Origin of the sequence: Streptomyces natalensis ATCC 27448 (assembly GCF_000935125.1) — a bacterium.
GTDB classification, from domain to species: Bacteria; Actinomycetota; Actinomycetes; order Streptomycetales; family Streptomycetaceae; genus Streptomyces; species Streptomyces natalensis.
Window position 1 is genome coordinate 325,319 of the sequence record NZ_JRKI01000009.1, and the last position, 25,292, is coordinate 350,610.

Here is a 25,292-nt window from a genome sequence, read left to right on the forward strand (position 1 = left end):
GATGATGCGGACACCACTCACCCATGGAGACGCTCATGACGGAGCCCGGCCCCAGCACGGCCGCATCCCCGGCCGGAAGACCGGACCAGCCCGGCATACCCGGGCGGACCGGGGCCGCAGCACCGACCGCACCGAGCGCGTCGACCACATCGCCCGCCCCGTCCGCGTCCCGCCGCACCGGCCTCCTGGTCACCCTCGTCCTCGGCGGTCTGACGGCCCTCGCGCCGCTCTCGATGGACATGTATCTGCCGGCCCTGCCGCAGGTCACCGCCGCCCTGCACAGCCCCGCGGCCACCGTCCAGCTCACCCTCACCACCTGCCTGGCCGGTATGGCCGCGGGCCAGATGATCGTCGGCCCGATGAGCGACAAATGGGGACGCCGTCGCCCCCTGCTGGCCGGCATGGTGCTCTACGTCCTGGCGACCGCCCTGTGCGCCGTCGCCCCCGACGTCCGGCTCCTGATCGCCTTCCGTCTGGTGCAGGGCCTGGCGGGCGCGGCCGGCATCGTCATCGCACGGGCCGTGGTGCGCGATCTGTACGACGGCATCGCGATGGCCCGGTTCTTCTCCACGCTGATGCTGATCTCGGGCGTCGCCCCCGTGGTGGCACCCCTGATCGGCGGGCAGATTCTCCAGATCACCGAGTGGCGGGGCGTGTTCGTCGTCCTGACCCTCGTCGGCATCCTGCTCACCGCCTTGGTGTGGCGCACGCTGCACGAGACCCTGCCGCCCGCCCGGCGGCACGCCGGCGGCCTCGGCCAGACCCTGCGCACCATGCGCGATCTCCTCGCCGACCGGGCCTTCTCCGGCTACCTCCTGGTCGGTGCCTTCGCCTTCGCCGCCCTCTTCGCCTACATCTCCGCCTCGCCGTTCGTCGTCCAGGAGATCTACGGCGCCTCCCCGCAGGTCTTCAGCCTGCTCTTCGGCCTCAACTCCGTCGGCCTGGTGCTGGTCGGCCAGATCAACGGCAAGGTGCTGGTCGGGCGGGTCGGCCTGGACAAGGTGCTGGGCACCGGTCTGGCGGTGATCGCGGTCGCCGCGGCGGGGCTGCTGCTGATGTCCTCCGGGGTCTTCGGCCGGGTGGGCCTGGTCCCGGTGGCCGCCGGACTCTTCGTCCTGATGGCCGCGATGGGGCTGGTCATGCCCAGCACCAGCACCCTGGCCCTGCTGCGCACCCCGCACGCCGCGGGCTCCGCCTCCGCCCTCCTGGGCACCTCGACCTTCCTCCTCGGCGCCATCGCCTCCCCGCTGGTGGGCATCGCGGGCGAGCGGACCGCCGTTCCGATGGCCGTGGTGCAGTTTTCCTGTGCCGTTTTGGCGCTGGTGAGCTTCCTGGGGATGTGCCGCCCGTGGCAGCGTAGGGGGCAGGGGGTACCCCCTGCTCCTTAAGAGCTCGGGGGAGACAGCGCGAGCGGCACGGGCGGGAGGAAGACGCTCTGAACGCACCGGGACTCAGATACGGCACACCGGCCGAGGCGGGACTGGATCCCGCAGGGATGGCGCGGCTGGTGGCGGGAGTGCGGACACTGCCCGAGGGGCGGCCCGCCTGGTGCGCGGGCGCGGTGGTGCTGGCCGGGCGCGGCCCGGTCGTCGCCGTCGAGGCCGCCACGGGCTGGGCGGTGCGCTACCGGGCCTACGACCCCGAGCGCGACCGGGGCCTGGATCTGCCGCGCGATCTGTGGGAGCCGATGCGGGTCGGTACGGTCTTCGACCTCGCCTCGCTCACCAAGCTCTTCACCGCGCTCGCCACGATGCAGCAGGCCGAGCACGGCCTACTGGACCTTGACGCCCCGGTCCGCGCCCATCTGCCGGACTTCGCCCCGGGCGCCACCGTCCGCCAGCTGCTCACCCACACCTCGGGTCTGCGCCCGGAGGCGCCGTTCCACGCGCACCGGGGGCGCACCGCCCAGCTGGCGCTGCTGTGGGCCGAGTCGGCCGCCCCGGCGGGCCCGCCCGGTGGCGCATACCGCTACTCCGACCTCAACCTCATCGCCCTCCAGCTGGTCCTGGAGTCGCTCACCGGGCGGCGCCTGGATGCGCTCGTACGGGAGGGCATCACCGGCCCGCTGGGCATGACCGGCACCTGCTACGGGCCGCTGACGCCGCCGGGGGTGGCGGCGACCGAGGACCAGCGGCGGCCGTGGGGGAAGGCGGACCGGGGGCTGCTGCGCGGGGTGGTGCACGACGAGAACGCCTGGGCGCTGGGCGGCGTCGCGGGCCATGCGGGGCTGTTCGCCCCGGCCCAGGATCTGGCGGTGCTGTGCCGGACGCTGCTCAACGGAGGGGCGTACGGCTCCGCGCGCATCCTGGGGCCGGCGGCGGTGGCCGCGCTGCTCGATCCGCCCGGCCTCGGGTTCGTCGTCGACCAGCCGTATTTCATGGGGGAGTTGGCGGGGCGGGGCGCGGCCGGGCACACCGGCTTCACCGGTACCAGCCTGGTCCTGGACCGGGCCACCGACACGTTTCTGGTGCTGCTGGCCAACACCGTCCACCCGCGGCGCGGCAACGGCGGCAGCGGTCCGCGGGCGGCCGCGGCGACCGCTCTGGCCCGCGCGGTCCTGCGCTGAGCGGGTGCCGGAAGCGCGCGGCCGGGCACCCGGCCTGCGCCCCGTAAAATCGGCCGCATGCACGAGGAACTGCGCGCCGCCCTGGCCGGCCTGCTCGACGGCCTGCCGCCCAAGCAGGCCGCGCAGGCCGTCGAGCGGCTGATCGCCAACTACCGGGGCACCACCCCCACCGACGCGCCGGTCCTGCGCGACCGCGCCGATGTCGCCGCGTACGCCGCCTACCGGATGCCGGCCACCTTCGAGGCCGTACGGTCCGCGCTGACCGCCTTCGCCGCCCGCGTTCCGGACTGGTCCCCGGGCACCCATGTCGACATCGGCGGCGGGACGGGCGCCGCCACCTGGGCCGCGGCCGCCACCTGGCAGGGCCACCGCAGCACGGTCCTGGACTGGGCGCAGCCCGCCCTGGACCTAGGCCGCGAACTGGCCGCCGGGACCCTGCCGGACACCGACTGGCAGCGGGCGGTCATCGGTGCGGGCCTGAGCGTGCCGCCGGGCACGGACCTGGTGACCGTCTCCTACGTCCTGGGCGAGCTGCGCCCCGAGGCCCGCCGCGCCGTGGTCGAGGCCGCGGCCGCCGCCCGGGCCGTCGTCCTGATCGAACCGGGCACCCCCGAGGGCTATCTGCGCATCCGCGAGGCCCGCGACCAGCTGATCGCGGCCGGACTGCGCATCGTCGCGCCGTGCCCGCACAGCGACACCTGCCCGATCACCGTCGGCGAGGACTGGTGCCACTTCTCGGCCCGGGTCAGCCGCTCCTCGCTGCACCGCCAGGTCAAGGGCGGCTCCCTCCCGTACGAGGACGAGAAGTTCAGCTACGTCGCGGCCACCGCCTTCGACGCCCCGGCCGCCCCCGCCCGGATCGTCCGCAAGCCCCAACTCCGCAAGGGCCAGGTCCTGTTGGACCTGTGCACGGCGGAGGAGGGGCTGCGGCGGACCACCGTCACCAAGCGGCACGGCGCCGACTACCGCGCCGCCCGGGACGCGGCCTGGGGCGACGCCTGGGCCTGAGCGGCCCGTCCGTCAGGCCCGTCCTCACTCCCGGGCGTCTCGCTTCTCCTGGAGTTTGCGCAGCAGCTCGCGCCGCTGCGCCTGCGGATCGGGGCGCCCTTCGGCGGTGTGGCCGCCGTGCCCGCCGCCGCGCAGCGCGCCGCGGGAGAGGTTGTTACGGGTGCCGCCGACCCCGAGCATGCCGCCCGCGTTTCCCTTGCTCATGGAGCTGTCCCTTCGTCGCAACGGTAAGGCGAGACGCTTCGTCTCGCTCGATATCGAGCATGCCGCAAGACGCTCCGTCTCGTCAATGCATTTCAAGACGATACGTCTCGCCTCACACCGTCGCTAAAATCGGCCCATGGCCGACCCCAGAGCCCCCAAAGCCCCCGACGCCTCCCGCCGCAGCGAACGCTCCCGCCGCGCGATCTTCGACGCCGCCCTCGCGCTCGTCGGCGAGGTCGGCTACGACAAACTCACCATCGAAGGCATCGCCTCCCGCGCCGGTGTCGGCAAGCAGACGATCTACCGCTGGTGGCCTTCCAAGGCTGCGGTCCTCCTGGACGCCTTCGGCGCCGTCGTCGACGAGTACGACCACGAAGGGCTCCCCGACACCGGCGACCTCGCCGCCGACCTCAAGTTCGTTCTCCGTGCCACCGCCGATGAGTTCAACGACGCGGCCTGGCAGGCCCCCTACCGTGCCCTCGCGGCGGCCGGCGTCAACGACGAGGAACTCTCCCGCACCTTCGTGGCCCGCCTCATGGAACCCAGCACCCGCGTCTACGTCGACCGGCTGCGTGCCGCCCAGGAAACCGGTGAGGTGGCCCCGGGTGTCGACCTCCGGATCGCCACCGAGATGTTGTTGAGTCCCTTCTCACAACGCTGGCTGATGCGCACCGGCGAACTGACCCACGACTACGTCGACACCCTGGTCGACCTGGTGTTGCACGGTCTGCGGCCGCGCGGCTGACCCGCCTGGACGATGCCGCGATAGCGGCAATTGCCGGGATTGACCCCCCGTTCGTTCACCGCGGATCCGTACACCGGTCACCTGGAGCCCAGGATGGTGGCAGCATTGATCCCAGACCACCGCTCGAAGTGAGGGGATAGATGGACCGCAAGAGCAGGTTCTCCCAGTGGCTGCGCCGCCCGAAGAGCGGATCGGGCGGCGGCGATACGGACACGGGATCGACGGCTGCGCGCAGCCGCGAGGACCTGCTGCTGGCCGCGGCCGAAGCGGGATTCCCGGTGGCCCCCGCGGCACACCCCTCCGGCTACGGCTGTTCCTGCGAACGCATCGGCTGTCCCACCCCCGGGCGGCATCCGGTCTCCTTCGGCTGGCAGACCGTCGCCACCACCGACCGCGACAAGGTCGCCGCCTGGGTCCGCACCCTCCCGCAGGCCAACTTCGTCACCGCCACCGGCATCGCCCACGACGTCCTCGACGTCCCCGTGGAAGCCGGCCGCAGCGCCCTCGGCCGGCTGGACGCGGCGGGCATCGAGGTCGGCCCGGTCTCCCTCAGCGGCGCCGGCTTCGGCGACGGCCGGATGCTGTTCTTCACCGCCACCCGCGGCACCCCGGACGACGAGGACGAATGGTGGCCCTGCGAGCTGGACTGCCACCCCGAGACCCTCGACGAGCACCCCGGCCTGCGCTGGCACTGCCGCGGCAGCTACGTCCTGCTGCCCCCCTCGACCCTCCCCGGTGAGCAGCCCGCCGTCACCTGGCTGCGTGGCCCCGAGCGGCCGCTGCCCGATCCGCTGACGCTGCTGGAATCGCTCACCGACGCCTGCGCCCAGTACCTGGAGGGCGCTCCCGACCACGAGACGACGGCCTGGCCGATCGGCCGCTGAGACCGGCCCCGTACGCCCGAGGGGTACGGGGCCACCGGTCCACGGGGCCCCCGGCCCTACTGCGCCTTCAGCGACGTCTTCGCGTCCACCCGGTAGAGGAATTCCACCTTGCCGCCGGCGCTCTTGGGCGGCACCTTCACCGCCTGGGTCGAGATGTTGGAGATGGCCATCTGCGTGGTCTTCTTCTTCATCGGGCCCTGGAGTATCCCCCGCAGGTCCGGCCCCACCGTGATGATCTTCCCCGGGGACACCGTCTTCTGCTGGTGGTAGTACGTCGCGAAGAACACCAGCGCCCCGCCGTCCTTCGTGCGCAGCGCCACCGGCGGGAAGTTCGCGGGCGAGTCCTCGTACAGGATCCGCACGCCCACCCCGTTGGCGTCCCTGACCCGCGTCTGGCGCCAGGCGTCGGTGTTCGCGCCCGGGGCGAAGACCTCGCCCTTGCCGCTGTTGAGGTAGTCCGCATACGACGCGCTCAGCGTGCCCGGGTCCGCCGCCAGACCGGATGCGCCGCCCGCCGGGACCGCCTCGGCGAAGCCGTGGTCCATCGCGAGCTCGGGCGCCCGGTTGTCCGGGAACGTCGCCTGGTACGTCACCCGCCACGGCGCATCGATGCTGTCCCGGCCGAACACCAGGTACCAGCGGATGTAATCACCACTGCTGAACCTGATGTTGGTGCGCACATCCGCCAGGAACGACTTCGGCCAGCCGGTCTGCTTCGGGATCGCGAAATGCGCGTCCTGGAACGTGACCGGCTTGACGTTCGGCGAGCCCTGCGGATGCAGACCGTGCGCCGCCTTGACCTTCGCCTGGTCGAGGGCGAGCATCGCGCCCGCCTCGTACTTCGGGTTCAGCGAGGGGTCGAGGGTGCGGCGGATCTTGTTGAAGCCGTCGGCGAAGTGCGAAAGCGCCTTGGTGGCGTCAGCCTTCGTCACCGCCGGCAGCTTCTCCCGTTCGCCGTGCACCGTCATGCACCCGCTCAGTATCACCATCGCCGCCGCTGCCGACGTCAGTGTTGCGGGCACCCGGAACGGCGACCTGCGTGTCATGGGGCTCGGGCTCCTTCGGGGCGACCGGGGCGGACTGAGGGGCCGCCGGGGTGGCACGATTCGGCGCCACCCTACCGGGGGCGAAGAAGAATCCGAGCGTGGGGATCAGATACAGAGCCCACACCGTGACCTGAAGAACGGTCGGATCCGGCTGGAAGTTGAAGATGCCCTTCAGCAGCGTGCCGTACCAGCTGTCGGCCGGGATCTGCGCGCTGATGTCGAACGCCTGAGCATCCAGCCCCGGCAGGACGCCCGCCTCCTGGAGATCGTGGAAGCCGTACGCCAGCACGCCCGCCGCCACGACCACCAGCATCCCGCCGGTCCAGGTGAAGAACTTCGCGAGGTTGATGCGCACCGCACCCCGGTAGAACAGCCAGCCCAGCACCACGGCCGTCAGCATGCCCAGCAGTGCCCCGATCAGCGGCCGTACGCCGTCGTCCGCGGACTGCGCGGCCGTCCAGATGAACAGCGCGGTCTCCAGACCCTCCCGGCCCACCGACAGGAACGCGGTGACCACCAGCGCCACCGTGCCCATCTGAAGGGCCGCGTCCAGCTTGCCGTGCAGTTCCTTCTTCAGATGCCGCGCGGTGCGCCGCATCCAGAAGACCATCCACGTCACCAGGCCGACCGCGACGATCGACAGCGAACCCCCGAGGCCCTCCTGTGCCTGGAACGTCAGCGTCTGTGACCCGAACTGGAGCGCCGCGCCGAACGCGAACGACAGCACCACGGCGAGCGCGATGCCGATCCAGACCGGCCGCAACGCCTCCCGCCGGCCCGTCTTGACCAGATAGGCGATGAGGATGCACACGACCAGGCTGGCTTCCAGCCCCTCGCGCAGACCGATCAGGTAGTTGCCGAACACGGCGGTACCCTTCCTTCCTTCGTTGAACCGATGACGCCGGACGCGTCAGGCGAACAGCTCCCGGCCCCACCAGTCGTCCGCGCCGCGGACACCCGGCGGAATGGCGAAGACCGCCGAACCCACGTGCTGGATGTACTCGTTGAGGGCGTCGTTGGCCGCCAGCTTCTGCTGGAGCGGGACGAAGCCGTGCCGGACGTCGCGCTGATACGCGAGGAAGAACAGCCCGGCGTCCAGGCGCCCCAGACCGTCCGTACCGTCGGTGAAGGAGTAGCCGCGGCGCAGGATCCGCACCCCGCCGTTGGAGTCGGGGTGGGCGAGCCGTACGTGCGCGGTCGGCAGCATCGACTTCAGATGCGGGGTGTCGCGCTCGTGCTTCCTGCCGACCGGCGCGCCCTCGGCCTTGTCCCGGCCGAAGACGTCCTCCTGCTCCTTGAGGGAGGTGCGGTCCCAGGTCTCGATGTGCATCCGGATCCGCCGCGCGACGAGATACGAACCGCCGGCCATCCAGCGCTCGTCGCCCTTGGCGTCCTTCTCGCCGACCCACACATGCTGGTCCAGGGCCGCATTGTCGGTGCCCGCGATGTTGTGGGTGCCGTCCTTGAAGCCCATCATGTTGCGCGGCGTCTGGGCGTCCGGCGTCGTCGACGACGTCTTGCCGAAGCCGAGCTGCGACCACCGGATGGCGATCTTCCCGAAGCCGATCCGCGCCAGGTTACGGATCGCATGCACCGCCACCTGCGGATCGTCCGCGCACGCCTGCACACACAGATCGCCGCCGCTGCGCGTCGAGTCGAGGTTGTCCCCGGAGAACTTCGGCAGGTCGATCAGCGCCTCGGGGCGCCGCTTCTTGAGGCCGAACCGGTCCTTGCCGTCCTTCTCGAACAGCGTGGGGCCGACGCCGAACGTCAGCGTGAGCCGCGACGGCGGCAGGCCCAGCGCCTCGCCGGTGTCGTCCGGCGGCGCCTCCGCCGGCCCGCCGACCGCGCCGCCGCCGACCGCATCGCCCGCGGTCATCCGCGCCGCCGCCTTCGTCCAGTCCTTCAGCAGCGCGATCAGCTCATCGCGGTCGTCGGTCGTGACGTCGAAGGAGGCGAAGTGCAGCCGGTCCTGGACCGCGGTGGCGATCCCGGCCTGGTGCCTGCCGTGGAAGGGGACCGCGGATCCGGACGTGGCATCGGCCCCGGCCGGCTGCGCATCGCTGCCGGTGCGCAGCGCCGCCGCCGTCCCGCCCGCCGCGACGGCGCCGAGCGCGAGCCCGGCACCGCCCCAGCCCAGCAGCGCCCGCCGCGAGGGTGCCCGCCCGGCCGGGGCGTCGGTCGTCGTCTCGTCCTGAGACATGGGACGTCTCCTCTTCCCTCTTCCGTACCGGACTACTTGGATTCGGCCACGGCGGCGGCCAGCTTCGACAGCGGCTCGGCCAGCGCGTTGACGCTGTCCGACAGCGTCTTGCGCTCGCCCTTGCCGACCGTGTCGTACGAGGCGAAGCCGTCGGCGGACTTGCCGTCGCGGTGCCCGTCGAGCTGCTTGAGGATCGCGGCGAACTGCTTGTCCAGCTCCTTGGCCAGCGCCGGGTCGTTCTTGGTGACGACCGGCTTCAGCAGCTCGTAGGCCTTCTGGGCGCCCTCGACGTTGGCGTGGAAGTCGATCAGGTCGGTGTGGCTGTAGCGCTCTTCCTCACCGGTGACCTTGCCGGTGGCCACCTCGTCGAGCAGCTCCTTGGCGCCGTTGGCCATCGTCGTCGGGTTGATGACCGCCTTGCCGACCCGCTTCTGCCAGTCCTTGAGGTCGGTGATCAGCTGGTCGGCGAGCTTCTTGTCGTCCGCGGAGATCTTCTTCTTCTCCCACAGGGACTGCTCCAGCTTGTGCCAGCCGGTCCACTTCTGGCCGTCCGACAGCCCGTCCGCGCGGGTGTCGACCTTGGGGTCGATGTCACCGAACGACTCGGCCACCGGCTCGGTGCGCTCCCAGCCCACGCGCGAGAGCGCATAGGTCTTCTTCGCGGCCTCGATGTCCCCGGCCTTCACCGCATCGGCGAACTTCTGCGCCTTGGGCAGGGTCTGGTCGGCCTGCTCCTGGACCCACGTGCGGTACGCCGAGACCGCCGCGTCCAGCTTGGGGTTCCGCTTGACGGCGGCCCCCTTGCCGCTCGCGGTCACCTTCTGCCGGATCCCGTGGCCCTTCATGCCCGGCTTGCACGCGATCTCGTACGCACCCGGCTTGATCTCGGCGGTGATCTCGGCGTGGGTGCCGGGCCCGATGTTCTCCCGCTCGGTCATGATCCGGTCGCCGGGCGCGTAGACGTACACCTCGGTGACCTTGGAGCCCTTGTTGTCCACGGCGAACTGCACATGCCCGGCCGGGAACTCCTTGGCCGAAACCTTGCAGTCGCTGTCGCTCGCGGTCACGGCGATCGCACCCTTGCCGGCGCCCTTGCCGTCGCTCTTCGCGGCGCAGCCGGCAACGGCGGTCAGGGTCGCGGCCACGGCAATGGCGGCGACGACGGAGGAGCGGTGGGCTCGCATACGGACTCCAGGCGGGCTCGGGCGGTGCACAAAACAGGGGACGGACACGGGGGCCGCCACTAAGGCAGCCCTAAGTTATCTGAGGCTTACCTGCTTATGCCCACGGGGCCCAGTGATCCCGCTCTCACGAACAACGGATCGATGACGAGTTGGGTCGACTCCGGTCATGGAAAGGTCATGAAGTCGTCAAGGTAAGGGGCATTGCCGGCGACGGTCCATGACCGGTGTTATTCGGCGGACGAAGATCGCCGACCGGATGTTGAATGCAGGGATGATCGAACCGCACATCCTCCGGGTGTTCACCGGCGACGGCGACCGGGGCGGCAATGCGCTGGCCGTCGTCACGGACGGCACCGCCTGCCCGCACCGCGCCGAGCGCCAGGCCCTCGCCGCGCGGCTCGGCTTCAGCGAGACCGTCTTCGTCGACGATGCGGCCCGCGGTGCCGTCGACATCTACACCCCGGGCCTGCGGCTGCCGTTCGCCGGGCATCCGCTCGTCGGCGTGGCCTGGCTGCTGCGTCACCTCGGCCGTCCGGTGACGGTGCTCCGGCCGCCGGCCGGCGAGGTGGCGGTCACCTACGACGGCGACGTCATCTGGGTGCGCGGCCGCCCGGAGTGGGTGACCGGGCGCCGCACCGAGGAGTACGCCTCCCCCGACGAGGTCGACGCCCTGCCCGCGCCGCCGCCCGGCGAGGGCTGGCTCTACGCCTGGGCCTGGCGGGACGAGGCGGCCGGCGTCGTACGGGCCCGCGGTTTCCCCCGTCGCGCCGACGGAGCCATCACCGAGGACGAGGCCACCGGCGCGGCCGCGCTCACCCTCACCCATGAACTCGGCCGCGCCCTCGACATCCGCCAGGGCGCGGCCTCCCGGATCCTGACCCGGCCGCGGCCGGACGGCGCCATCGACATCGGAGGCCGGGTGGCGCCGTCAGAAGCCCCCTAGGGCCCTCAGGCGGTCAGCGGGAACTCCTCGCCCAGTTCCCGGAAGACGGCGCTGTTCAGCGCGAACGCCCGCTTGCACTCGTCGACCACCCGCTGCTTCTCCAGGTCGTCCACCGGCAGGCCGTCCAGCAGCGCGCGGTAGGCGCGCTTGAAGGCGGCGGGGTTGCCGATGCCCTCGAAGACGTAGAACCGCACGCCGTCGCCCTTGCGCGCAAAGCCCCAGGTCTTCTCGGCCGTACCGCGGATGATCTGGCCACCGGAGAGATCGCCGAGGTAGCGGGTGTAGTGGTGGGCCACATAGCCGCCCGGCCATTCCCGGGCGCAGGTGCGGACGCGGTCGGCGTAGGCGGCGGTGGCGGGCAGTGGCTCCAGGCCGTCGCACCAGCCGGGGCCGCCCAGGTGTGTCAGGTCCCGCTCCAGCGCGGCGGTCCGGGCGAGTTCCGGGCGGAGGAAGGGGCCCGCCACCGGGTCGTCGGCCAGCGCCTCGGAGGTCTCCTCCAGCGCGCGGTAGACGAACCACAGCTGCTCGGTGTAGCGCCGGTAGGCCGCCACCCCGAGCCTGCCGCCGAGGAGGTCGCTCATGAACGAGGAGTTCTCGGCCTCGGTGTGCTGCTCGTGCGAGGCGGTGCGGATGACCGTCGAGAAGGGGGATGCCGACGGGGTCGGGCGGGACGCTTCCAAGGCGGGCCTCCGGGGGCCGGAAAGGAGCGGACGGGGAACGGGCGGCCAACAGATCGCACCGTTCCCGACAACCTGTCGGTAACTAGCCTACCCCTGTTCCCGACGGCCTGTCGGTAAAATTCGGCCCAGTTCTCCACCCGTCCCGCCTGGGGGCGCGCCCCTCAGGACGCGCCCCCAGGACGTGCCCCGTCAGGGCAGCGTGAGAATCTCCGCTCCGGTGTCCGTCACCACCAGCGTGTGCTCGAACTGCGCCGTCCGCCTGCGGTCCTTGGTGACCACGGTCCAGCCGTCCTCCCACATGTCGTACTCGTGGGTGCCCAGCGTCAGCATCGGCTCGATGGTGAAGGTCATACCGGGCTTGATGTCGGTGGTGTGGTGCGGGCTGTCGTAGTGCGGCACGATCAGGCCGGAGTGGAAGGCGGAGTTGATGCCGTGGCCGGTGAAGTCGCGGACGACGCCGTAGCCGAAGCGCTTGGCGTACGACTCGATGACCCGGCCGATGATGTTGATCTGCCGGCCCGGCTTGACCGCCTTGATCGCGCGGTTGAGCGCCTCGCGGGTGCGCTCCACCAGCAGCCGGGACTCCTCGTCGACCTCACCGCACAGATAGGTGGCGTTGTTGTCGCCGTGCACACCGTGGATGAACGCGGTCACGTCCAGGTTCACGATGTCGCCGTCCTTGATGACGGTCGAGTCCGGGATGCCGTGGCAGATGACCTCGTTGAGCGAGGAGCACAGCGACTTGGGGAAGCCGCGGTAGCCGAGCGTGGACGGGTAGGCGCCGTGGTCGCACATGAACTCGTGGGCGACCCGGTCGAGTTCGTCGGTCGTCACCCCCGGCGCGATGTGCTTGGCGGCCTCCGCCATCGCCTGCGCGGCGATCCGGCCGGCGATCCGCATCTTCTCGATCGTTTCGGCGTCCTGCACCTCGGGCCCGGTGTACGGCGTGGGCGCGTCCTTCCCGACGTATTCGGGGCGCGGGATCGAGGCGGGGACGGGGCGGGTGGGGGAGATCTTCCCCGGGACAAGAAGCGACTGGCCAGACATGCCAGCGAGTGTATCCGCGGGCCATCGGGCAGGATGGCGGGACGGGAGTGACCCACGGGAGGCGGCAATGGCCCTGTTCAAGCGGCGTACGGTCGGAAAGCCGGGCGAGTGGTACTACTGCCTCAAACACGGCACGGTCGAGGAGGGCCCCCAGTGCCGCGCCGCCGACCGCTTCGGCCCGTACGCCACCCGCGAGGAGGCGACGCACGCCATGGAGACGGCCCGCGAGCGCAACGTGGAGTGGGAGACGGACCCGAAGTGGGACGACAAGGGGAAGGGCGAGCCGAGCCCGTAGAGCGGCCGGCAGCCTGCCGCACCCGACGCCCTCCGCCCGCCCCCACCGTCTTTCCCCACCCCCAACGGGGAGGGGCCGGGCCGCAGGACGAAGTCCGGAGGCCCGGCCCCGCAGCCGAACAGCCCCGCGTGGGGGCACCTCCCAGCGTTAGCCGGGGGAGCAACGGCGAGAACCCCTACGGCGGGAAAGCCAAAAACGTGGGGCCCAGGCAAAGCGCAGCGGACTACCACCGCGGCGGCGGCGGCGCCGTCAGCCCCTCGGCGAGCCGGGCCAGCCGGTCACGGAAGCGGCGACGGGGCGCGGCCCGGAGGGCGGACGGCAGGCCGTTCTCGCCGGCGGCCGCGCTGACCAGGTGCTGGAGTGTGTCGAGATCGAGGTCCTGGGGGCGCTCGCCGTCGGCCGCCGGGGCGGCCAGCGCGTCGTGGGCCAGGGTGTGCAGATCGCGGTCGCCGCCGTCCAGTGCGAGCACCGTCGCGCCGTTGCGGCGGGCGTCGTGCACCCGCTCCAGCAGCCCGGCACCGGGCCGCTGCGGCGTGACGACCAGCAGCGTGGCACCGCGCCCGGCGTCCGCCAACCGGCCCAGCCCCACCGACAGATGGGCCGGTGCGCCGCCCGGGACGCGGTGCCGTACCAGGGTGGGCGACAGCTCCGGCAGGCCCGACCAGGCGGCCTCGTCGTCCAGATGGGCGGCCAGATGCCACGGCTCGTAACCGGCGCTGCCGACCAGCAGCAGTCCGCCGTCGTGCCCCGCCACCGAGGCCCGCAGCGATCCGGCGAAGCGGCGGGTGGACTGGATCCACTCGGTTCCGGCGAGGACCTCGCGCAGCAGGGCGACCCGTACGGCATCCATGGAGCCGCATCCTGCCGCGGGACGGCACGGACTTGTTGCGGTTTCAACGGGCGTCACCCGTACGGGCTCAACGGCCCGGCGGCTCAACGGAACCAGCGGGCAACGCCCTACGCCCCAACGGCTCAGCGCACCGGCGGCAGCCCGGCGGCGGTCAGCCTGCGTGCCACCTCCGCCACCGCCTCCCGGCTCAGCGGGATCTGCGGAAAGGCGGTGGCGCCGTGGTCGATCACGCCGAGGAGCCACAGCGCCGCCTTGAAGGAACCCAGCGCGGCGGAGCTGCGGCCCATCGCGTCCTCGGGGCCGATATCGGTCATGGAGAACAGCGTGACCAGCCGCTCCTGTTCGGTCGCCGCCCGCGCCCAGTCGCCGGCCCGCGCGGCCTCGTAGAGCCGTACATAGCCCGCCGGGTCGACGTTGCCGAGGCCCGGGACCACGCCGTCGGCGCCCGCCAACAGGGCCGCGTCCACGGTGAGTTCGGAGCCGGTGAGGACGGCGAAACCGGGCGCGGGGCCGCCGGGGCGGGCGGTGCGGCCGCCGAGGGCGACCAGCAGCCGGCGCAGCGCACCGTCGTCGCCGCTGCTGTCCTTGACGCCCGCGAGGGTGCCGTCCTCGGCCAGCTCCTGCACCACCGGGAGGGGCAGCTTGTGGTGGACGGCCACGGGGATGTCGTACGCCACGACGGGCAGCCCGGTCTCGGCGCGCAGCCGGCGGAAGTGCGCGGCGATCTCGCGCGGGTGGGTGCGGGTGTAGAAGGGCGCGGTGGCCACCAGGGCGTCGGCGCCCAGTGCGGCGGCGGCGCGGGCGTGGTCGAGGACCCGGGGGGTGGTGGTGTCGATGACCCCGGCCAGGACGGGCACCCGGCCGTCCGCGGCCTTGACGACGGTCTCCAGGGCGGTGGCGCGCCGGTCGTCGGTGAGATAGGCGACCTCGCCGGTGGAGCCGAGCGCGAACAGCCCGTGGACGCCGCCGTCGAGGAGGTGGGTCACCAGGCGGGTGAGGGAGGCGGTGTCGACCTCGCCGCGCGGGTCGAGCGGAGTGCAGACGGGCGGGACGACGCCGCGCAGCGGTGCGGGAAGTGCCATGGGGGCGTCCTGTAGGGGGATTTGAGGTCGTGGGGATCCACCATAGGCGCGTGCTCCGGTGTCGGCCCGGCGGACGCGCGGTCCTGGGCCGAACGGGGCGGGGCCGGTGCGCCGAAGAGTCGTTCACCGCGATTTCACCCGATGTCGAGCACCTCGTTGCCGACACGAAAACGGCCGATGTCGGGTGCCTTGACGGTCAGTTGGGCCCTCTTTATGGTCACCGCAGGACAGGGACATCTACGTCCGGCCCTTGGGGGTGACCCGTGGTGGACGAGAGTTCAGTGCCGTACCGGGCCCGGACCGAGGGGTATACGAGCTTCCGGATCCCGGCCGTGGTGCGGGCGCGCTCCGGGACCGTGCTCGCCTTCGCCGAGGGCCGGGTCGCCTCCGCCTCCGACACCGGCGACATCGATGTCGTCCTCAAACGCTCCGCCGACGGCGGCCGTACCTGGGGCCCGCTCCAGGTCCTGGCCCGCAACGGCACCGGCACCGCCGGCAACCCCGCCCCGGTCGTCCTCTCCGGCGGCCGGGTGCTGCTCCTCCAGGTCCACAACGCCGCCGACGCCACCGAGGACCGCATCCGCCGCGGCCAGGTCCCGCCCGCCGACGGCCGGCGCGTATGGATCCAGCACAGCGACGACGACGGCGCCACCTGGAGCCCGCCCCGCGAGATCACCGACCAGGCCAAACGCCCCGAATGGCGCTGGTACGCCACCGGCCCCGGCCATGCGCTGCGGCTGCGCCGCGGCCCGTACGCCGGACGGCTCGTCGTCCCCGCCAACCACTCCACCCCACCGGCCGCCGACGGCGACACCGGCACCGAGTCCCGCTACAACGGCGGCCACGCCCTGCTCAGCGACGACGACGGCGCCACCTGGCGGATCGGCTACACCGACGGCGACACCGACCCCTGTGTCGCCCCCAACGAGACCGCCGCCGCCGAACTGCCCGACGGCACCCTCTACCTGAACACCCGCTCCGAGGCCGCCGCACCCTGGCGCCGCGCCGACGCCCGTTCGCAGGACGGCGGCGAACAACTCGTCGCTCCCTTCCGCCCCCAGGCGGGCCTGGCCGGCCCGGTCTGCCAGGGCAGCCTGCTGGCGCTGGCCGACCGCGACGAGCTGCTGTACGCCGGGCCCGCACACCCCCTGGCCCGCGCCCTGCTCACGCTGAGCACCAGCCGCGACGGCGGCCTGACCTGGCGGTGCGCCCGTACCGTCTCCGGACTGCCGGCCGGCTACTCCGATCTCGTCCGGCTGGATGCGGCGAGCGTCGGACTGCTCTACGAAACCGGCGACTACAGCGCCTATTCGACGATCACTTTCCGCCGCATCCCGTGGAGGAGCCCGCATGACCAGCATTGACCTGCCTCGCAGAGCGGTCCTGGGCACGGCGGCCGGCGCCGTCGCCGCCGCTGCGCTCACCGGCTGCGGCGACAGCGGAGACGACCACCCCGCGCCCAGGGAACGCAAGAAGGGCCAGAAGATCACGCTGTCCTTCTGGTCCTGGGTGCCCGGTATCGACAAGCCGGTGGACCTGTGGAACCGCAAGAATCCCGAGGTGCAGGTCACGGTCGAGCAGGTGTCGGCCGTCGACGGTGAGCAGTACGCGAAGATGCACGCCGCCATCAAGGCGGGCAACCCGCCCGACCTGGGCCAGGTCGAGTTCCCGGTGATCCCCAGCTTCCTGCTCGACAACGGGCTGCTCGACCTCGCGCCGCTCGGCGCCGCCCGTCACAAGGACAAGTTCTTCGGCTGGCAGTGGCGGCAGTCCGTCTTCGGCAAGGGCATCTACGCCATCCCCCAGGCGTCCGGCCCGATGGGGCTGTTCGTCCGTCAGGACCTCTTCGAGAAGTGGGACGTTCCGGTCCCCGCGACCTGGGACGCGTACGAGGCGGCCGCCAAGAAGATCCGTAAGAAGGGTGCCTGGATCGAGACGTTCTCCGCCACCAACGGCAACCGGCTGGCCGGTCTCGCCTGGCAGGCGGGCGCCAAGTGGTACGCCACCAAGGGCGACACCTGGGTCATCAGCATCGACGACGAGCCCACCCGCAAGGTGGCCGACTACTGGGAGGCCCTGGTCCGGCAGAAGCTCATCAAAACCATCCCCGACCGGCAGAACGCCTGGTACAAGGACCTCCAGACCGGCGCCATCCCCGCCTGGGTGGGCGCCAGCTGGGGCGATGCGCTGCTGGTCGGCAATGCGCCGGGCACCAAGGGGAAGTGGCGGGCCGCGCCGCTGCCGCAGTGGAAGCCCGGCGGGCGGACGTTCGCCAACTGGGGCGGCTCGACCACCGCCGTCTTCGCCAAGGCGCCCTACCCCAAGGACGCCCTGGACTTCGCGGTCTGGCTCAACACCGACCCCGAGTCCATCGCCCTGCTCATCAACGGCGGCTACGGCTTCCCCAGCGCCAAGAAGGGCTATGCCACCGGCGCTCTCGACGTGGACAAGGCGTTCTTCGGCGGCCAGGAGTACAGCAAGATCTTCGCCGACGCCGGGGCCCATGTGGACACCAGCTGGCAGTGGGGACCCGGCGTGGACACCCTCTACCAGCGCCTGGGCGACGCCTTCACCGACGCGCTCGGTACCGGCGCCTCCTTCCGGTCCGTCCTGACCAAGGTCCAGGGCCAGACGATCGCCGACCTCAAGGGCAAGGGCCTGAAGGTGGAGAGCGGCACGTGAACGAGCGAGCCATCGGGAGGTGCGTGCCTCGCGCATGCGGGGCCGGGCGAAGCGTGGGGGTACCCCCGGTCGGAGACTGGGGGAGTGTCGGCGTGAGTGAGCGAAGCGAGCGAGCCATCAGGAGGTGCGCGCCTGGCGCATGCGAGGCCGGGCGAAGCGAGGTGTCGGCATGAGCCGGGACACCCTCAGCCGGCCCGAGCCGCTGGCGCGCAGGGCGCCGGACGGGGCGCGTCCGGCGCGCCGGGGCTCGCGCACCGAGGCCCGTAACGCCCGCGCGGCCGCCGGATTCGTCCTGCCCTTCCTGGCGCTGTTCGCCCTGTGCTTCCTCGCGCCGATCGTCTACGCCGTCTACCAGAGCCTGCACAAGACCGAACGCACCGGCCCGCTCGGCCTCGGCGGCCAGGAACACGAGGCGTTCGCCGGGCTCGCCAACTACACCCACGCCCTGACCGACGACCAGTTCCTCGCCGGATTCGGGCGGGTGCTGCTCTTCGGCGCCGTCCAGGTGCCGCTGATGATCGTCCTCGCCACCGCCCTGGCCCTGCTCCTGGAGAGCGCCAGTGCCCGCGGCATCCCGTTCTTCCGCAGCGCCTTCTTCCTGCCGTACGGCGTCCCCGGAGTGATCGCCTCGATCCTGTGGGGCTTTCTCTACGTCCCGGGGATCAGCCCGCTGGTCAAGATCGCGCAGTCGGTGGGCTGGGACGTGGACTTCCTCGCCCGCGGCACCGTCCTGTGGTCCATCGCCAACATCGTCACCTGGCAGTTCACCGGCTACAACATGCTGGTGCTGATCGCCCAGCTCAAGTCCGTGCCCGAGGAGCTCTACGAGGCGGCGCGGATCGACGGCGCGAACGCCTGGCAGGTCGCCCGGCACGTCAAACTCCCGCTGATCCGCCCCGCGCTCGTCCTGACCGGCGTCTTCAGCATCATCGGCACCCTCCAGCTGTTCGCGGAACCCAAGGTGCTGCGCCCGCTCGCGTCCTCCATCGACAGCGGCTTCACCCCCAACCTGCACGCCTACAGCGAGGCGTTCGTCGGCAACAACCAGCATGTGGCGGCGGCCGAGGCGGTGCTGCTCGCGCTGGTGGCGTGCGCGGCGTCCTTCGTCTTCCTGCGGCTGGTCGGCGGGCGCGGCAAGGAGCGCGGATGACCCGGCCCCCCGTCCGCTACCGCATCATCACGGCATCGCTGCTGACCGTCGCCGCGCTCTACTTCCTGACGCCGGTCTACTGGCTGATCGTCTCGTCGACCAAGTCCAGCGCCGATCTCTTCGGCACGTTCGGCTTCTGGTTCTCCGGCCATCCGCGCCCCCTGGGCAATCTCACCGACGTCCTGACCTACGACCACGGCGTCTACGCCCGCTGGTTCGCCAACTCCCTGCTCTACGCCGGGATCGGCGCGGTCTGCGCCACCCTGCTGTCCGCCGCGGCCGGCTATGCGCTGGCCAAATTCCCCTTCCGCGGCCGGGAGGCGGTCTTCAACACGGTGCTCGCCGGGGTCCTCGTCCCGGGCACCGCGCTCGCCCTGCCGCTGTACTTCCTCTTCAGCTCGATGGGGCTGGCCAACACCTACTGGGCGGTGCTGGTTCCCAGCATGGTCAGCCCGTTCGGGGTCTATCTGTGCCGGATCTACGCGGCCGCGGCGGTGCCGGACTCGCTTCTGGAGGCGGCCCGGATCGACGGCGCGGGGGAGGCGCGGATCTTCGGGCGGCTGGGGCTGCGGCTGATGACCCCGGCGCTGGTCACCGTCTTTCTGTTCCAGTTCGTCCACATCTGGAACAACTACTTTCTGCCGCTGGTGATGCTCTCGGACTCCCGCCTCTATCCGATCCAGCTCGGCCTGACCTCCTGGATCGGCTTCTCGGACCGCAAACCGGTGCTCTACCAGTACACGGTGGGCGGCGCGTTCCTGTCCGTGGTGCCGCTGATGGTGCTGATGCTGGTGCTCCAGCGGTACTGGCGTACGGGGCTGACGGAGGGCAGCGTGAAGGCGTGACCTAGTAGCTCCCGTCACCACTCCCGCAACCTCGCCCCGTACGGCCGGACCGGCGTGACAGTATCGCTGTCATGACTACTCCTGACGCTGCCCAGTCCCCGAACGCCGCGACCCGCGCGAAGGCCGCCCTCAAGCGCGATCCCTGGGACCTGCCGGATGTCAGCGGCCTTGTCGTCGGCGTCCTCGGCGGCACCGGCGACCAGGGCCGCGGCCTGGCCTACCGGTTCGCCCGGGCCGGCCAGAAGGTGATCATCGGCTCCCGGGTGGCGGAGCGCGCGCAGACCGCCGCCGACGAGCTCGGCCTGGGCATCGAGGGTGCCGAGAACGCCGAATGCGCCCGCCGCAGCGATGTGGTGATCATCGCCGTGCCCTGGGAGGGGCACGGCAAGACCCTCCAGGCGCTGCGGGACGAGCTGACCGGCAAGCTCGTCATCGACTGCGTCAACCCGCTCGGCTTCGACAAGAGGGGCGCCTACGCCCTCACGCCGGAGGAGGGCAGTGCCGCCGAACAGGCCGCCGCCCTGCTGCCCGGCGCCCGGGTCACCGCCGCCTTCCACCATCTGTCCGCCGTACTGCTCCAGGACCCGGAAACCGAGCGGATCGACACCGATGTGATGGTGCTGGGCGAGGCCCGCGCCGACACCGATGCGGTCCAGGCGCTGGCCGCCCGCATCCCCGGCATGCGCGGGGTCTACGCCGGCCGGCTGCGCAACGCCCACCAGGTCGAGTCGCTGGTCGCCAATCTGATCTCCACCAACATCCGCTACAAGGCGCACGCCGGCTTGCGCATCACCGACGTTTAGGTTTCTCCCCACGTTTTTGTCTTTCCCGCCGTGGTGTGTTCTCGCCGTTGCGCCTGCGGCGGGCGTGGGGTTGTCGGGGGCGGTGCCACGCCTCCGGACTTCGTCCTGCGACGCGGCCCCTCCCGTGGGTGGGTGGTGGGGCCGGTGGGGGCGAGCGCCGTCCGTCCGTTTCCGTAGGACTCGACGGACAAGCGGCACCCGACCGCCCACGGATCCCCCACTGGTTTTCTCCCACCCCCAATGGGGAGGGGCCGGGCCGCAGGACGGAGTCCGGAGGCTCGGTCCCGCTGCCGAACAGCCCCGCGCCAGCGGCAACGCCCGCCGCAGGCGAAACGGCGACAAACCCCCACGGCGGGACGGCCGACAACGTGGGGCCTATGGTTAGGGGCGCCCGATCCTTACACCCAGGAGCCGACCCCATGCCCCGCCTCGCCCTGCTGGCCCTCACCCTGTGCGTCCTCGCCGTCGCCGCGGCCGTCATCTCCTTCGTGAACGGCAGCTTCCTGGGCATCGTCTGGGTCCTGATGGCCGGTATCTCCAGCAATATGACGTGGTTCTACGTGCGCAAGGCGAAGCTGGAGCGGGAGGCGGCGGCGAGCTGAGGCCGCCGCGCCGCTACAGGACGCTGCCGGCCGGCGACAGCTGCGGCTCGCCCTGCCAGAACCGGAAGAATTCCTGGCCCCAGTACGTGTCCCAGTTCGTCACGCCCAGCGTGCGCAGGACGGTGTCGACGACCTGGAAGAACACCCCGTTGATCTCCGGCACCCACAGCAGCCCGAACACCGCCAGCAGCCCGAACGGCGCGAACGGCTCCACCTGCCGCCGTATCTTCAGCGACAGCCACGGCTCGATCACGCCATAGCCGTCCAGGCCCGGCACCGGCAGGAAGTTCAAGATCGCGGCCGTGACCTGGAGCAGTGCCAGGAACGCCAGCGCATAGCGGAACGGCTCCGGTACGCCGTCGAGGGCGTGCAGCCAGAACGGGGCCGTGCACACCACCGCGAACAGGACGTTCGCCAGCGGCCCGGCCGCCGAGATCAGGCTGTGCCGCCAGCGGCCCCGGATCCGGCCGTGCTCGATGAACACCGCACCGCCCGGCAGCCCGATCCCGCCCATGATCACAAAGAGCACCGGCAGCACGATGCTCAGCAGGGCGTGGGTGTACTTGAGCGGGTTCAGCGTCAGATAGCCCTTGGCGCCCACCGAGATGTCGCCGCTGTGCAGCGCCGTACGGGCATGGGCGTATTCGTGCAGGCACAGCGACACGATCCAGCCCGAGACCACGAACAAGAACACCGCGAAACCGGTGTTGGCGGCTATGGACTGGCTCCACACGGCCCATCCCGATACCGCCATGACGGCGACGAGCGCGAGAAAGACCGGGCTGATGCGGCGCTCGGCGCGCTGTAGAGCTGTGGTCATGTGCCGTGGTCTCCCGAGGTGTCGTGATCGGCCCGTGGTCGCGAGGGGCGAGCCCCGACCGTAACCGCGCGACGGCCTTCGGCGCACGGTCCGCTCGGCGGCCCTGTGCGAAAAACGCCGCGCATGGGCGCCCGGTTCCGTGCACAGTGGACCTCAGGGGCGAAATCAGGGGAATGACCCATGCCACATCAGGGACGGGTCAGGGGGCGCCGGGGGCCGGTCCGCGCGCCGCGGTGCACGGCGAGAGGTGTGAGCGGACGGTGGGCGGCAAGGCCGTGAACGACAATGGCGCGGTGCGCTACGGAATTCTCGGCACCACCCAGGCCGGCCGGGCCGACGGCACCCCCGTCGCCCTCGGTGGCGCCCGGCTGCGCGCCCTGCTCGCCGCCCTCGCGCTGCGGCCGGGCCGGGTGCAGCCCCCACACGTCCTGATCGCCGACGTCTGGGGCTCGGAGCCGCCCGCCGACGCCACCGGCGCCCTCCAGGCCCTGGTCGGCCGGCTGCGCCGGGCCCTCGGCCACGCCGCCATCGCCTCCGTCGACGGCGGCTACCGTCTGTGCGCCGAACCCGACGCCGTCGATCTGCACCGCTTCGCCCGGCTCGCCGCCGACGGCGCCCGCGCGCTCGCCGAGGCCGACCCGGCCCGCGCCGCCGCCCTCCTGGACGAGGCGCTGGCGCTCTGGCGCGGCCCGGCGCTGGCCGATCTGCCCGACCCCGGAGCCGAGGCCGCCCGCGCCGAGAGCCGCCGCCTGGACGCCCAGCGCAGCCGCCTCGCCGCCGACCTCGCCCTCGGCCGGCCGGAACGGGCGCTGCCCGCCCTGACCGCGCTGTGCCAGGACCACCCGCTGGACGAGCCCCTCCAGGCCCTGCGGCTGCGCGCCCTGCGGGCCGCCGGCCGCGGCGCGGAGGCGCTCGCCGCGTACGAGGCGATACGCACCACACTCGCCGACCGCCTCGGCACCGACCCCGGCCCCGAACTGCGCGCCCTGCACGCCGAACTGCTGCGCCCCGAGCCCGAGCGGGCGCCCGCCCCCGCAAAAGCCACCGCGGACCGGCGCCCCGGTAACCTCCGCGCCCGCCCGACCTCCTTCGTCGGCCGCGACGCCGACCTCGCGGCGCTGCGCGCGGACCTCGCCGCCCACCGCCTGCTGACCCTGCTCGGGCCGGGCGGCGCCGGAAAGACCCGGCTGTCCCTGGAGGGCGCCGAAAGCGCCGCGGCCGCCGCACCGGACGCCTGGCCGCACGGCGTCTGGCTGGCCGAACTGGCCCCCGTGGACGACCCGGCGACCGTGCCCGAAGCGGTGCTCACCGCGCTGGGCGCCCGCGAGACCGTGGTGCGCGGCACCACCACCGAAGGGCTGCGCGCGGCCGGCGACCCCACCGCCCTGGACCCGCTCGCCCGGCTCGCCGCGGAGTGCGCCGGCCGCCGGATGCTGCTCGTCCTGGACAACTGCGAGCATGTGATCGGCGCCGCCGCCCACCTCGCCGAGCGGCTGCTCGCCGAATGCCCCGGCGTCACGGTGCTGGCCACCAGCCGCGAACCGCTGGCCGTGCCGGGCGAGGTACTGAGGCCGGTCGAACCGCTGCCCGACCCGGTGGCGCTGCGCCTGCTCGCCGACCGCGGAGCCGCCGCCCGCCCCGGCTTCCGTACGGACACCGACCAGGACACCGCGGCCGCCTGTGCCGAGATCTGCCGCCGCCTGGACGGACTGCCACTGGCCATCGAACTGGCCGCCGCCCGGCTGCGCGCGCTCTCCCCGCGCCAGATCGCCGACCGCCTCGACGACCGCTTCCGGCTGCTGACCAGCGGCAGCCGTACGGTCCTGCCCCGCCAGCAGACCCTGCGCGCCGTCGTGGACTGGTCCTGGGAGCTGACCGGTGCCCGCGAGCGGGCGGTGCTGCGCCGGCTGTCCGTCTTCGCCGGCGGCTGCGATCTGGCCACCGCCGAAGAGGTCTGCGCGGGCGAGGGGGTCGACCGCCGCGACGTCGCCGCCCTGCTCGGCTCGCTGATCGACAAGTCGCTGGTGGTGGCCGCGCCCGCACCCGAGGGGACGATGCGCTACCGGCTGCTGGAGACGGTGGGGGAGTACGCCGGCGAGCGGCTGGACGAGGCCGGCGAACGGGAGACGGCCGAACGCCGCCATCTGGTCGCCTACCGCGAACTGGCCCGCAGAACCGACCCGTTGCTGCGCGGCCCCGGGCAGCGCGCCGCCATGGACCGCCTGGAGCGGGAACACGACAATCTGCGCACCGCACTGCGCCGCGCCCTCGCCGCCCGCGACGAACACGAGGCGCTGTGCCTGGTGCTGTCCCTGCACTGGTTCTGGATGCTGCGCGACCACCTCAGCGACGCCCGCCACTGGGCCCAGGCCGCCGGGGCGCTCGGCCCCAACCCCTTCGTCCCGGCCCCGGCGCCCGCCCCCGACCTGGCCGAACGCCCCATCGACAACCCGCCGCCGATGGCCCCCGAACAGCTGCTGGAGGCCCGCAGGGAAGCCCGCCTGGTGGTGCTCTCGTGCAGCGACAGCCACCTGGAGATGCTGCGCAGCCTGGAGATGCAGACGGAGCTGGAGGGCATCATCGCCGCCTATCGCAGCGGGATGCCGCAGACCTGCCGGATGCCGGGCCTGATGTGGTACTTCGCGGTGCTGTTCACCGGCCGGTTCGAGCAGCTGGGGGAGCTGGTCGACCGCGCGGTGGCCGCCTGCCGCGGCTTCGGCCGCGACTGGGAGCTGGCCTACCTCCTGCAACTGCGCTCCAAGATCCTCAACGACCGCATCGGCCGCCTGGCCCATGCGCTGGCGGACGCCGACGAGGCGCTGTCGCTCTTCGACCGGATCGGCGACGCCTGGGGCGCGGCGGAGGCGCTGGCGGGGCGCGGCGAATCCCGGGAGAGGCGCGGCGAGTACGCCCTCGCGGTCAAGGACTACGGCGCGGCGATGGAGCGCGCCGAGGACCTGGGCGCGCACGGCCAGACCCTGCTGCTGCGCGTCCGGCTGGGCGGCGTCCTGCTGGAGGACGGCCAGGAGGAGGCCGGGGAGCGGCTGCTGCGCGCGGTCCTGGCGGAGGCCGAGGGGGTCAGCAGCGCCCGCGATGCGCTGGCGTTCGCGCATCTGACGCTGGCGGTGCATCTGTCCGTCCAGGGCCGGACGAAGGAGGCCCGCACCGAACTGGACGCCGTGCGCGAGGCGTTCGGCCGGCGCGCCCCGGAGCTGTTCGTCGGCTTCCTGGAGGCGGCGCTGATCCTGCTGGACATCGACGAGGGGGGCGGCCGGGATCTGCTGGCACGGTGCCGGGGGGTGCTGGAGCTGATGCAGGACTCGATGGCGCAGATGCTGGCGCCGGACCTTCTGGTGCTGCAACTCCTCACGGGAGCACGGGTGTTGGCCGCCGTCCACGGCGAGCGCGGCGCCGCCGGGGCGGCCCGGCTGGTGGGCGCGTACGACGCCCTGCGCGACCCCTCGCACGCCCCGCCGAAGGCCGTACGGGACAACCGCGCCCGCGCCGAGGCCGCCGCCCGCGCGTTCCTGGACGATGCGGCATACGAGCGCGAGTACGCCGAAGGCGGCGGCCTCTCGCTCGAAGAGGCCGCCGCCCTGGTCTGACGCGAGCCGGGCGGGCAACCGGTCCCGCGGAGCCGCGCCCCGCGGGAC

General features: G+C 72.3%; 24 protein-coding genes. 14 read left to right on the forward strand and 10 right to left on the reverse strand.

Translation table 11 applies throughout. The features are described 5' to 3' along the window. Positions 1–35 precede the first annotated feature (35 nt). The 3 genes from SNA_RS08200 (at position 36) to SNA_RS08210 (ending at position 3,574) form a co-directional block, all read left to right on the forward strand. Positions 36–1,388: a multidrug effflux MFS transporter gene (locus tag SNA_RS08200; RefSeq protein WP_030070542.1), complete on the forward strand. Its 1,353-nt coding sequence runs from the start codon at positions 36–38 to the stop codon at positions 1,386–1,388. Positions 1,389–1,495: 107 nt separating this feature from the next. Beyond that, positions 1,496–2,566: a serine hydrolase domain-containing protein gene (locus tag SNA_RS08205; RefSeq protein ID WP_044363984.1), complete on the forward strand. Its 1,071-nt coding sequence runs from the start codon at positions 1,496–1,498 to the stop codon at positions 2,564–2,566. A gap of 57 nt (positions 2,567–2,623) precedes the next feature. Next, the gene (locus SNA_RS08210) at positions 2,624–3,574 is read left to right on the forward strand and encodes a small ribosomal subunit Rsm22 family protein (protein WP_030070539.1); all 951 of its coding nucleotides are present in this window, start codon (positions 2,624–2,626) and stop codon (positions 3,572–3,574) included. A 24-nt stretch (positions 3,575–3,598) separates the two neighbouring features. Here the strand turns inward: SNA_RS08210 and SNA_RS08215 are convergent, their stop codons facing one another. Further along, on the reverse strand, positions 3,599–3,778 hold the full coding sequence (locus SNA_RS08215) for a DUF6243 family protein (protein ID WP_044363986.1): 180 nt from the start codon (positions 3,776–3,778) through the stop codon (positions 3,599–3,601). 136 nt (positions 3,779–3,914) lie between these two features. Between SNA_RS08215 and SNA_RS08220 the strand changes: the two genes are divergently transcribed. Both SNA_RS08220 and SNA_RS08225 read left to right on the forward strand, forming a co-directional pair. Beyond that, positions 3,915–4,523 carry a TetR/AcrR family transcriptional regulator gene (locus tag SNA_RS08220; RefSeq protein WP_030070538.1) on the forward strand — a complete coding sequence of 203 codons (609 nt, stop codon included), beginning with the start codon at positions 3,915–3,917 and terminating at the stop codon, positions 4,521–4,523. Positions 4,524–4,663: 140 nt separating this feature from the next. Continuing rightward, a complete protein-coding gene (locus SNA_RS08225) occupies positions 4,664–5,407 on the forward strand; it encodes a bifunctional DNA primase/polymerase (RefSeq protein WP_030070537.1) in 744 nt (247 codons plus the stop codon). A 56-nt stretch (positions 5,408–5,463) separates the two neighbouring features. Here the strand turns inward: SNA_RS08225 and SNA_RS08230 are convergent, their stop codons facing one another. The 4 genes from SNA_RS08230 to efeO are packed head-to-tail and all read right to left on the reverse strand — an operon-like array spanning position 5,464 to position 9,840. After that, positions 5,464–6,396, reverse strand: a complete 933-nt coding sequence (locus SNA_RS08230; protein WP_476718242.1) for an SCO2278 family lipoprotein — start codon at positions 6,394–6,396, stop codon at positions 5,464–5,466. Next, entirely contained in the window at positions 6,326–7,318 is a 993-nt protein-coding gene (gene efeU, locus SNA_RS08235; protein WP_030070535.1) for an iron uptake transporter permease EfeU, read from the reverse strand. The genes SNA_RS08230 and efeU overlap by 71 nt, the downstream gene beginning before the upstream one ends. A 45-nt stretch (positions 7,319–7,363) precedes the next feature. Next, the gene (efeB, locus tag SNA_RS08240; RefSeq protein WP_030070534.1) at positions 7,364–8,656 is read right to left on the reverse strand and encodes an iron uptake transporter deferrochelatase/peroxidase subunit; all 1,293 of its coding nucleotides are present in this window, start codon (positions 8,654–8,656) and stop codon (positions 7,364–7,366) included. 32 nt (positions 8,657–8,688) lie between these two features. Then, positions 8,689–9,840, reverse strand: a complete 1,152-nt coding sequence (gene efeO / locus SNA_RS08245) for an iron uptake system protein EfeO (protein WP_030070533.1) — start codon at positions 9,838–9,840, stop codon at positions 8,689–8,691. A 271-nt stretch (positions 9,841–10,111) separates the two neighbouring features. Between efeO and SNA_RS08250 the strand changes: the two genes are divergently transcribed. Beyond that, positions 10,112–10,783 (forward strand): PhzF family phenazine biosynthesis protein, encoded by a 672-nt coding sequence (locus tag SNA_RS08250; RefSeq protein ID WP_044363989.1) that lies wholly within the window; start codon positions 10,112–10,114, stop codon positions 10,781–10,783. A gap of 5 nt (positions 10,784–10,788) precedes the next feature. Here the strand turns inward: SNA_RS08250 and SNA_RS08255 are convergent, their stop codons facing one another. Further along, a complete protein-coding gene (locus SNA_RS08255; protein ID WP_030070530.1) occupies positions 10,789–11,463 on the reverse strand; it encodes a biliverdin-producing heme oxygenase in 675 nt (224 codons plus the stop codon). Positions 11,464–11,652: 189 nt separating this feature from the next. After that, the gene (gene map / locus SNA_RS08260; RefSeq protein WP_030070529.1) at positions 11,653–12,510 is read right to left on the reverse strand and encodes a type I methionyl aminopeptidase; all 858 of its coding nucleotides are present in this window, start codon (positions 12,508–12,510) and stop codon (positions 11,653–11,655) included. Positions 12,511–12,577: 67 nt separating this feature from the next. On the opposite strand from map, the gene SNA_RS08265 reads away from it, so the two are divergent. Beyond that, a complete protein-coding gene (locus tag SNA_RS08265; RefSeq protein ID WP_044363990.1) occupies positions 12,578–12,805 on the forward strand; it encodes a hypothetical protein in 228 nt (75 codons plus the stop codon). Between the two features lie 223 nt (positions 12,806–13,028). Here the strand turns inward: SNA_RS08265 and SNA_RS08270 are convergent, their stop codons facing one another. Further along, entirely contained in the window at positions 13,029–13,655 is a 627-nt protein-coding gene (locus SNA_RS08270; RefSeq protein WP_044363992.1) for a hypothetical protein, read from the reverse strand. A 122-nt stretch (positions 13,656–13,777) separates the two neighbouring features. After that, on the reverse strand, positions 13,778–14,737 hold the full coding sequence (locus tag SNA_RS08275; RefSeq protein ID WP_044363994.1) for a dihydrodipicolinate synthase family protein: 960 nt from the start codon (positions 14,735–14,737) through the stop codon (positions 13,778–13,780). A gap of 266 nt (positions 14,738–15,003) precedes the next feature. On the opposite strand from SNA_RS08275, the gene SNA_RS08280 reads away from it, so the two are divergent. The 6 genes from SNA_RS08280 (at position 15,004) to SNA_RS08305 (ending at position 20,819) form a co-directional block, all read left to right on the forward strand. Further along, positions 15,004–16,101: a sialidase family protein gene (locus SNA_RS08280; protein ID WP_030070500.1), complete on the forward strand. Its 1,098-nt coding sequence runs from the start codon at positions 15,004–15,006 to the stop codon at positions 16,099–16,101. Further along, entirely contained in the window at positions 16,088–17,419 is a 1,332-nt protein-coding gene (locus SNA_RS08285; RefSeq protein WP_044363996.1) for an ABC transporter substrate-binding protein, read from the forward strand. Before SNA_RS08280 ends, SNA_RS08285 begins: the two co-directional genes overlap by 14 nt. Before the next feature lie 169 nt (positions 17,420–17,588). Beyond that, a complete protein-coding gene (locus tag SNA_RS08290) occupies positions 17,589–18,569 on the forward strand; it encodes a carbohydrate ABC transporter permease (RefSeq protein ID WP_037792982.1) in 981 nt (326 codons plus the stop codon). Then, on the forward strand, positions 18,566–19,414 hold the full coding sequence (locus SNA_RS08295) for a carbohydrate ABC transporter permease (RefSeq protein ID WP_030070503.1): 849 nt from the start codon (positions 18,566–18,568) through the stop codon (positions 19,412–19,414). Before SNA_RS08290 ends, SNA_RS08295 begins: the two co-directional genes overlap by 4 nt. Before the next feature lie 71 nt (positions 19,415–19,485). Next, positions 19,486–20,217, forward strand: a complete 732-nt coding sequence (gene npdG / locus SNA_RS08300; protein WP_030070504.1) for an NADPH-dependent F420 reductase — start codon at positions 19,486–19,488, stop codon at positions 20,215–20,217. A gap of 419 nt (positions 20,218–20,636) precedes the next feature. Then, the gene (locus SNA_RS08305; protein ID WP_044363999.1) at positions 20,637–20,819 is read left to right on the forward strand and encodes a hypothetical protein; all 183 of its coding nucleotides are present in this window, start codon (positions 20,637–20,639) and stop codon (positions 20,817–20,819) included. A gap of 13 nt (positions 20,820–20,832) precedes the next feature. On the opposite strand, the gene SNA_RS08310 is transcribed toward SNA_RS08305, so the two are convergent. Further along, positions 20,833–21,639: a site-2 protease family protein gene (locus tag SNA_RS08310; protein ID WP_030070505.1), complete on the reverse strand. Its 807-nt coding sequence runs from the start codon at positions 21,637–21,639 to the stop codon at positions 20,833–20,835. A 293-nt stretch (positions 21,640–21,932) separates the two neighbouring features. Between SNA_RS08310 and SNA_RS08315 the strand changes: the two genes are divergently transcribed. Then, on the forward strand, positions 21,933–25,244 hold the full coding sequence (locus SNA_RS08315) for an ATP-binding protein (protein ID WP_044364137.1): 3,312 nt from the start codon (positions 21,933–21,935) through the stop codon (positions 25,242–25,244). Positions 25,245–25,292 lie beyond the last annotated feature (48 nt).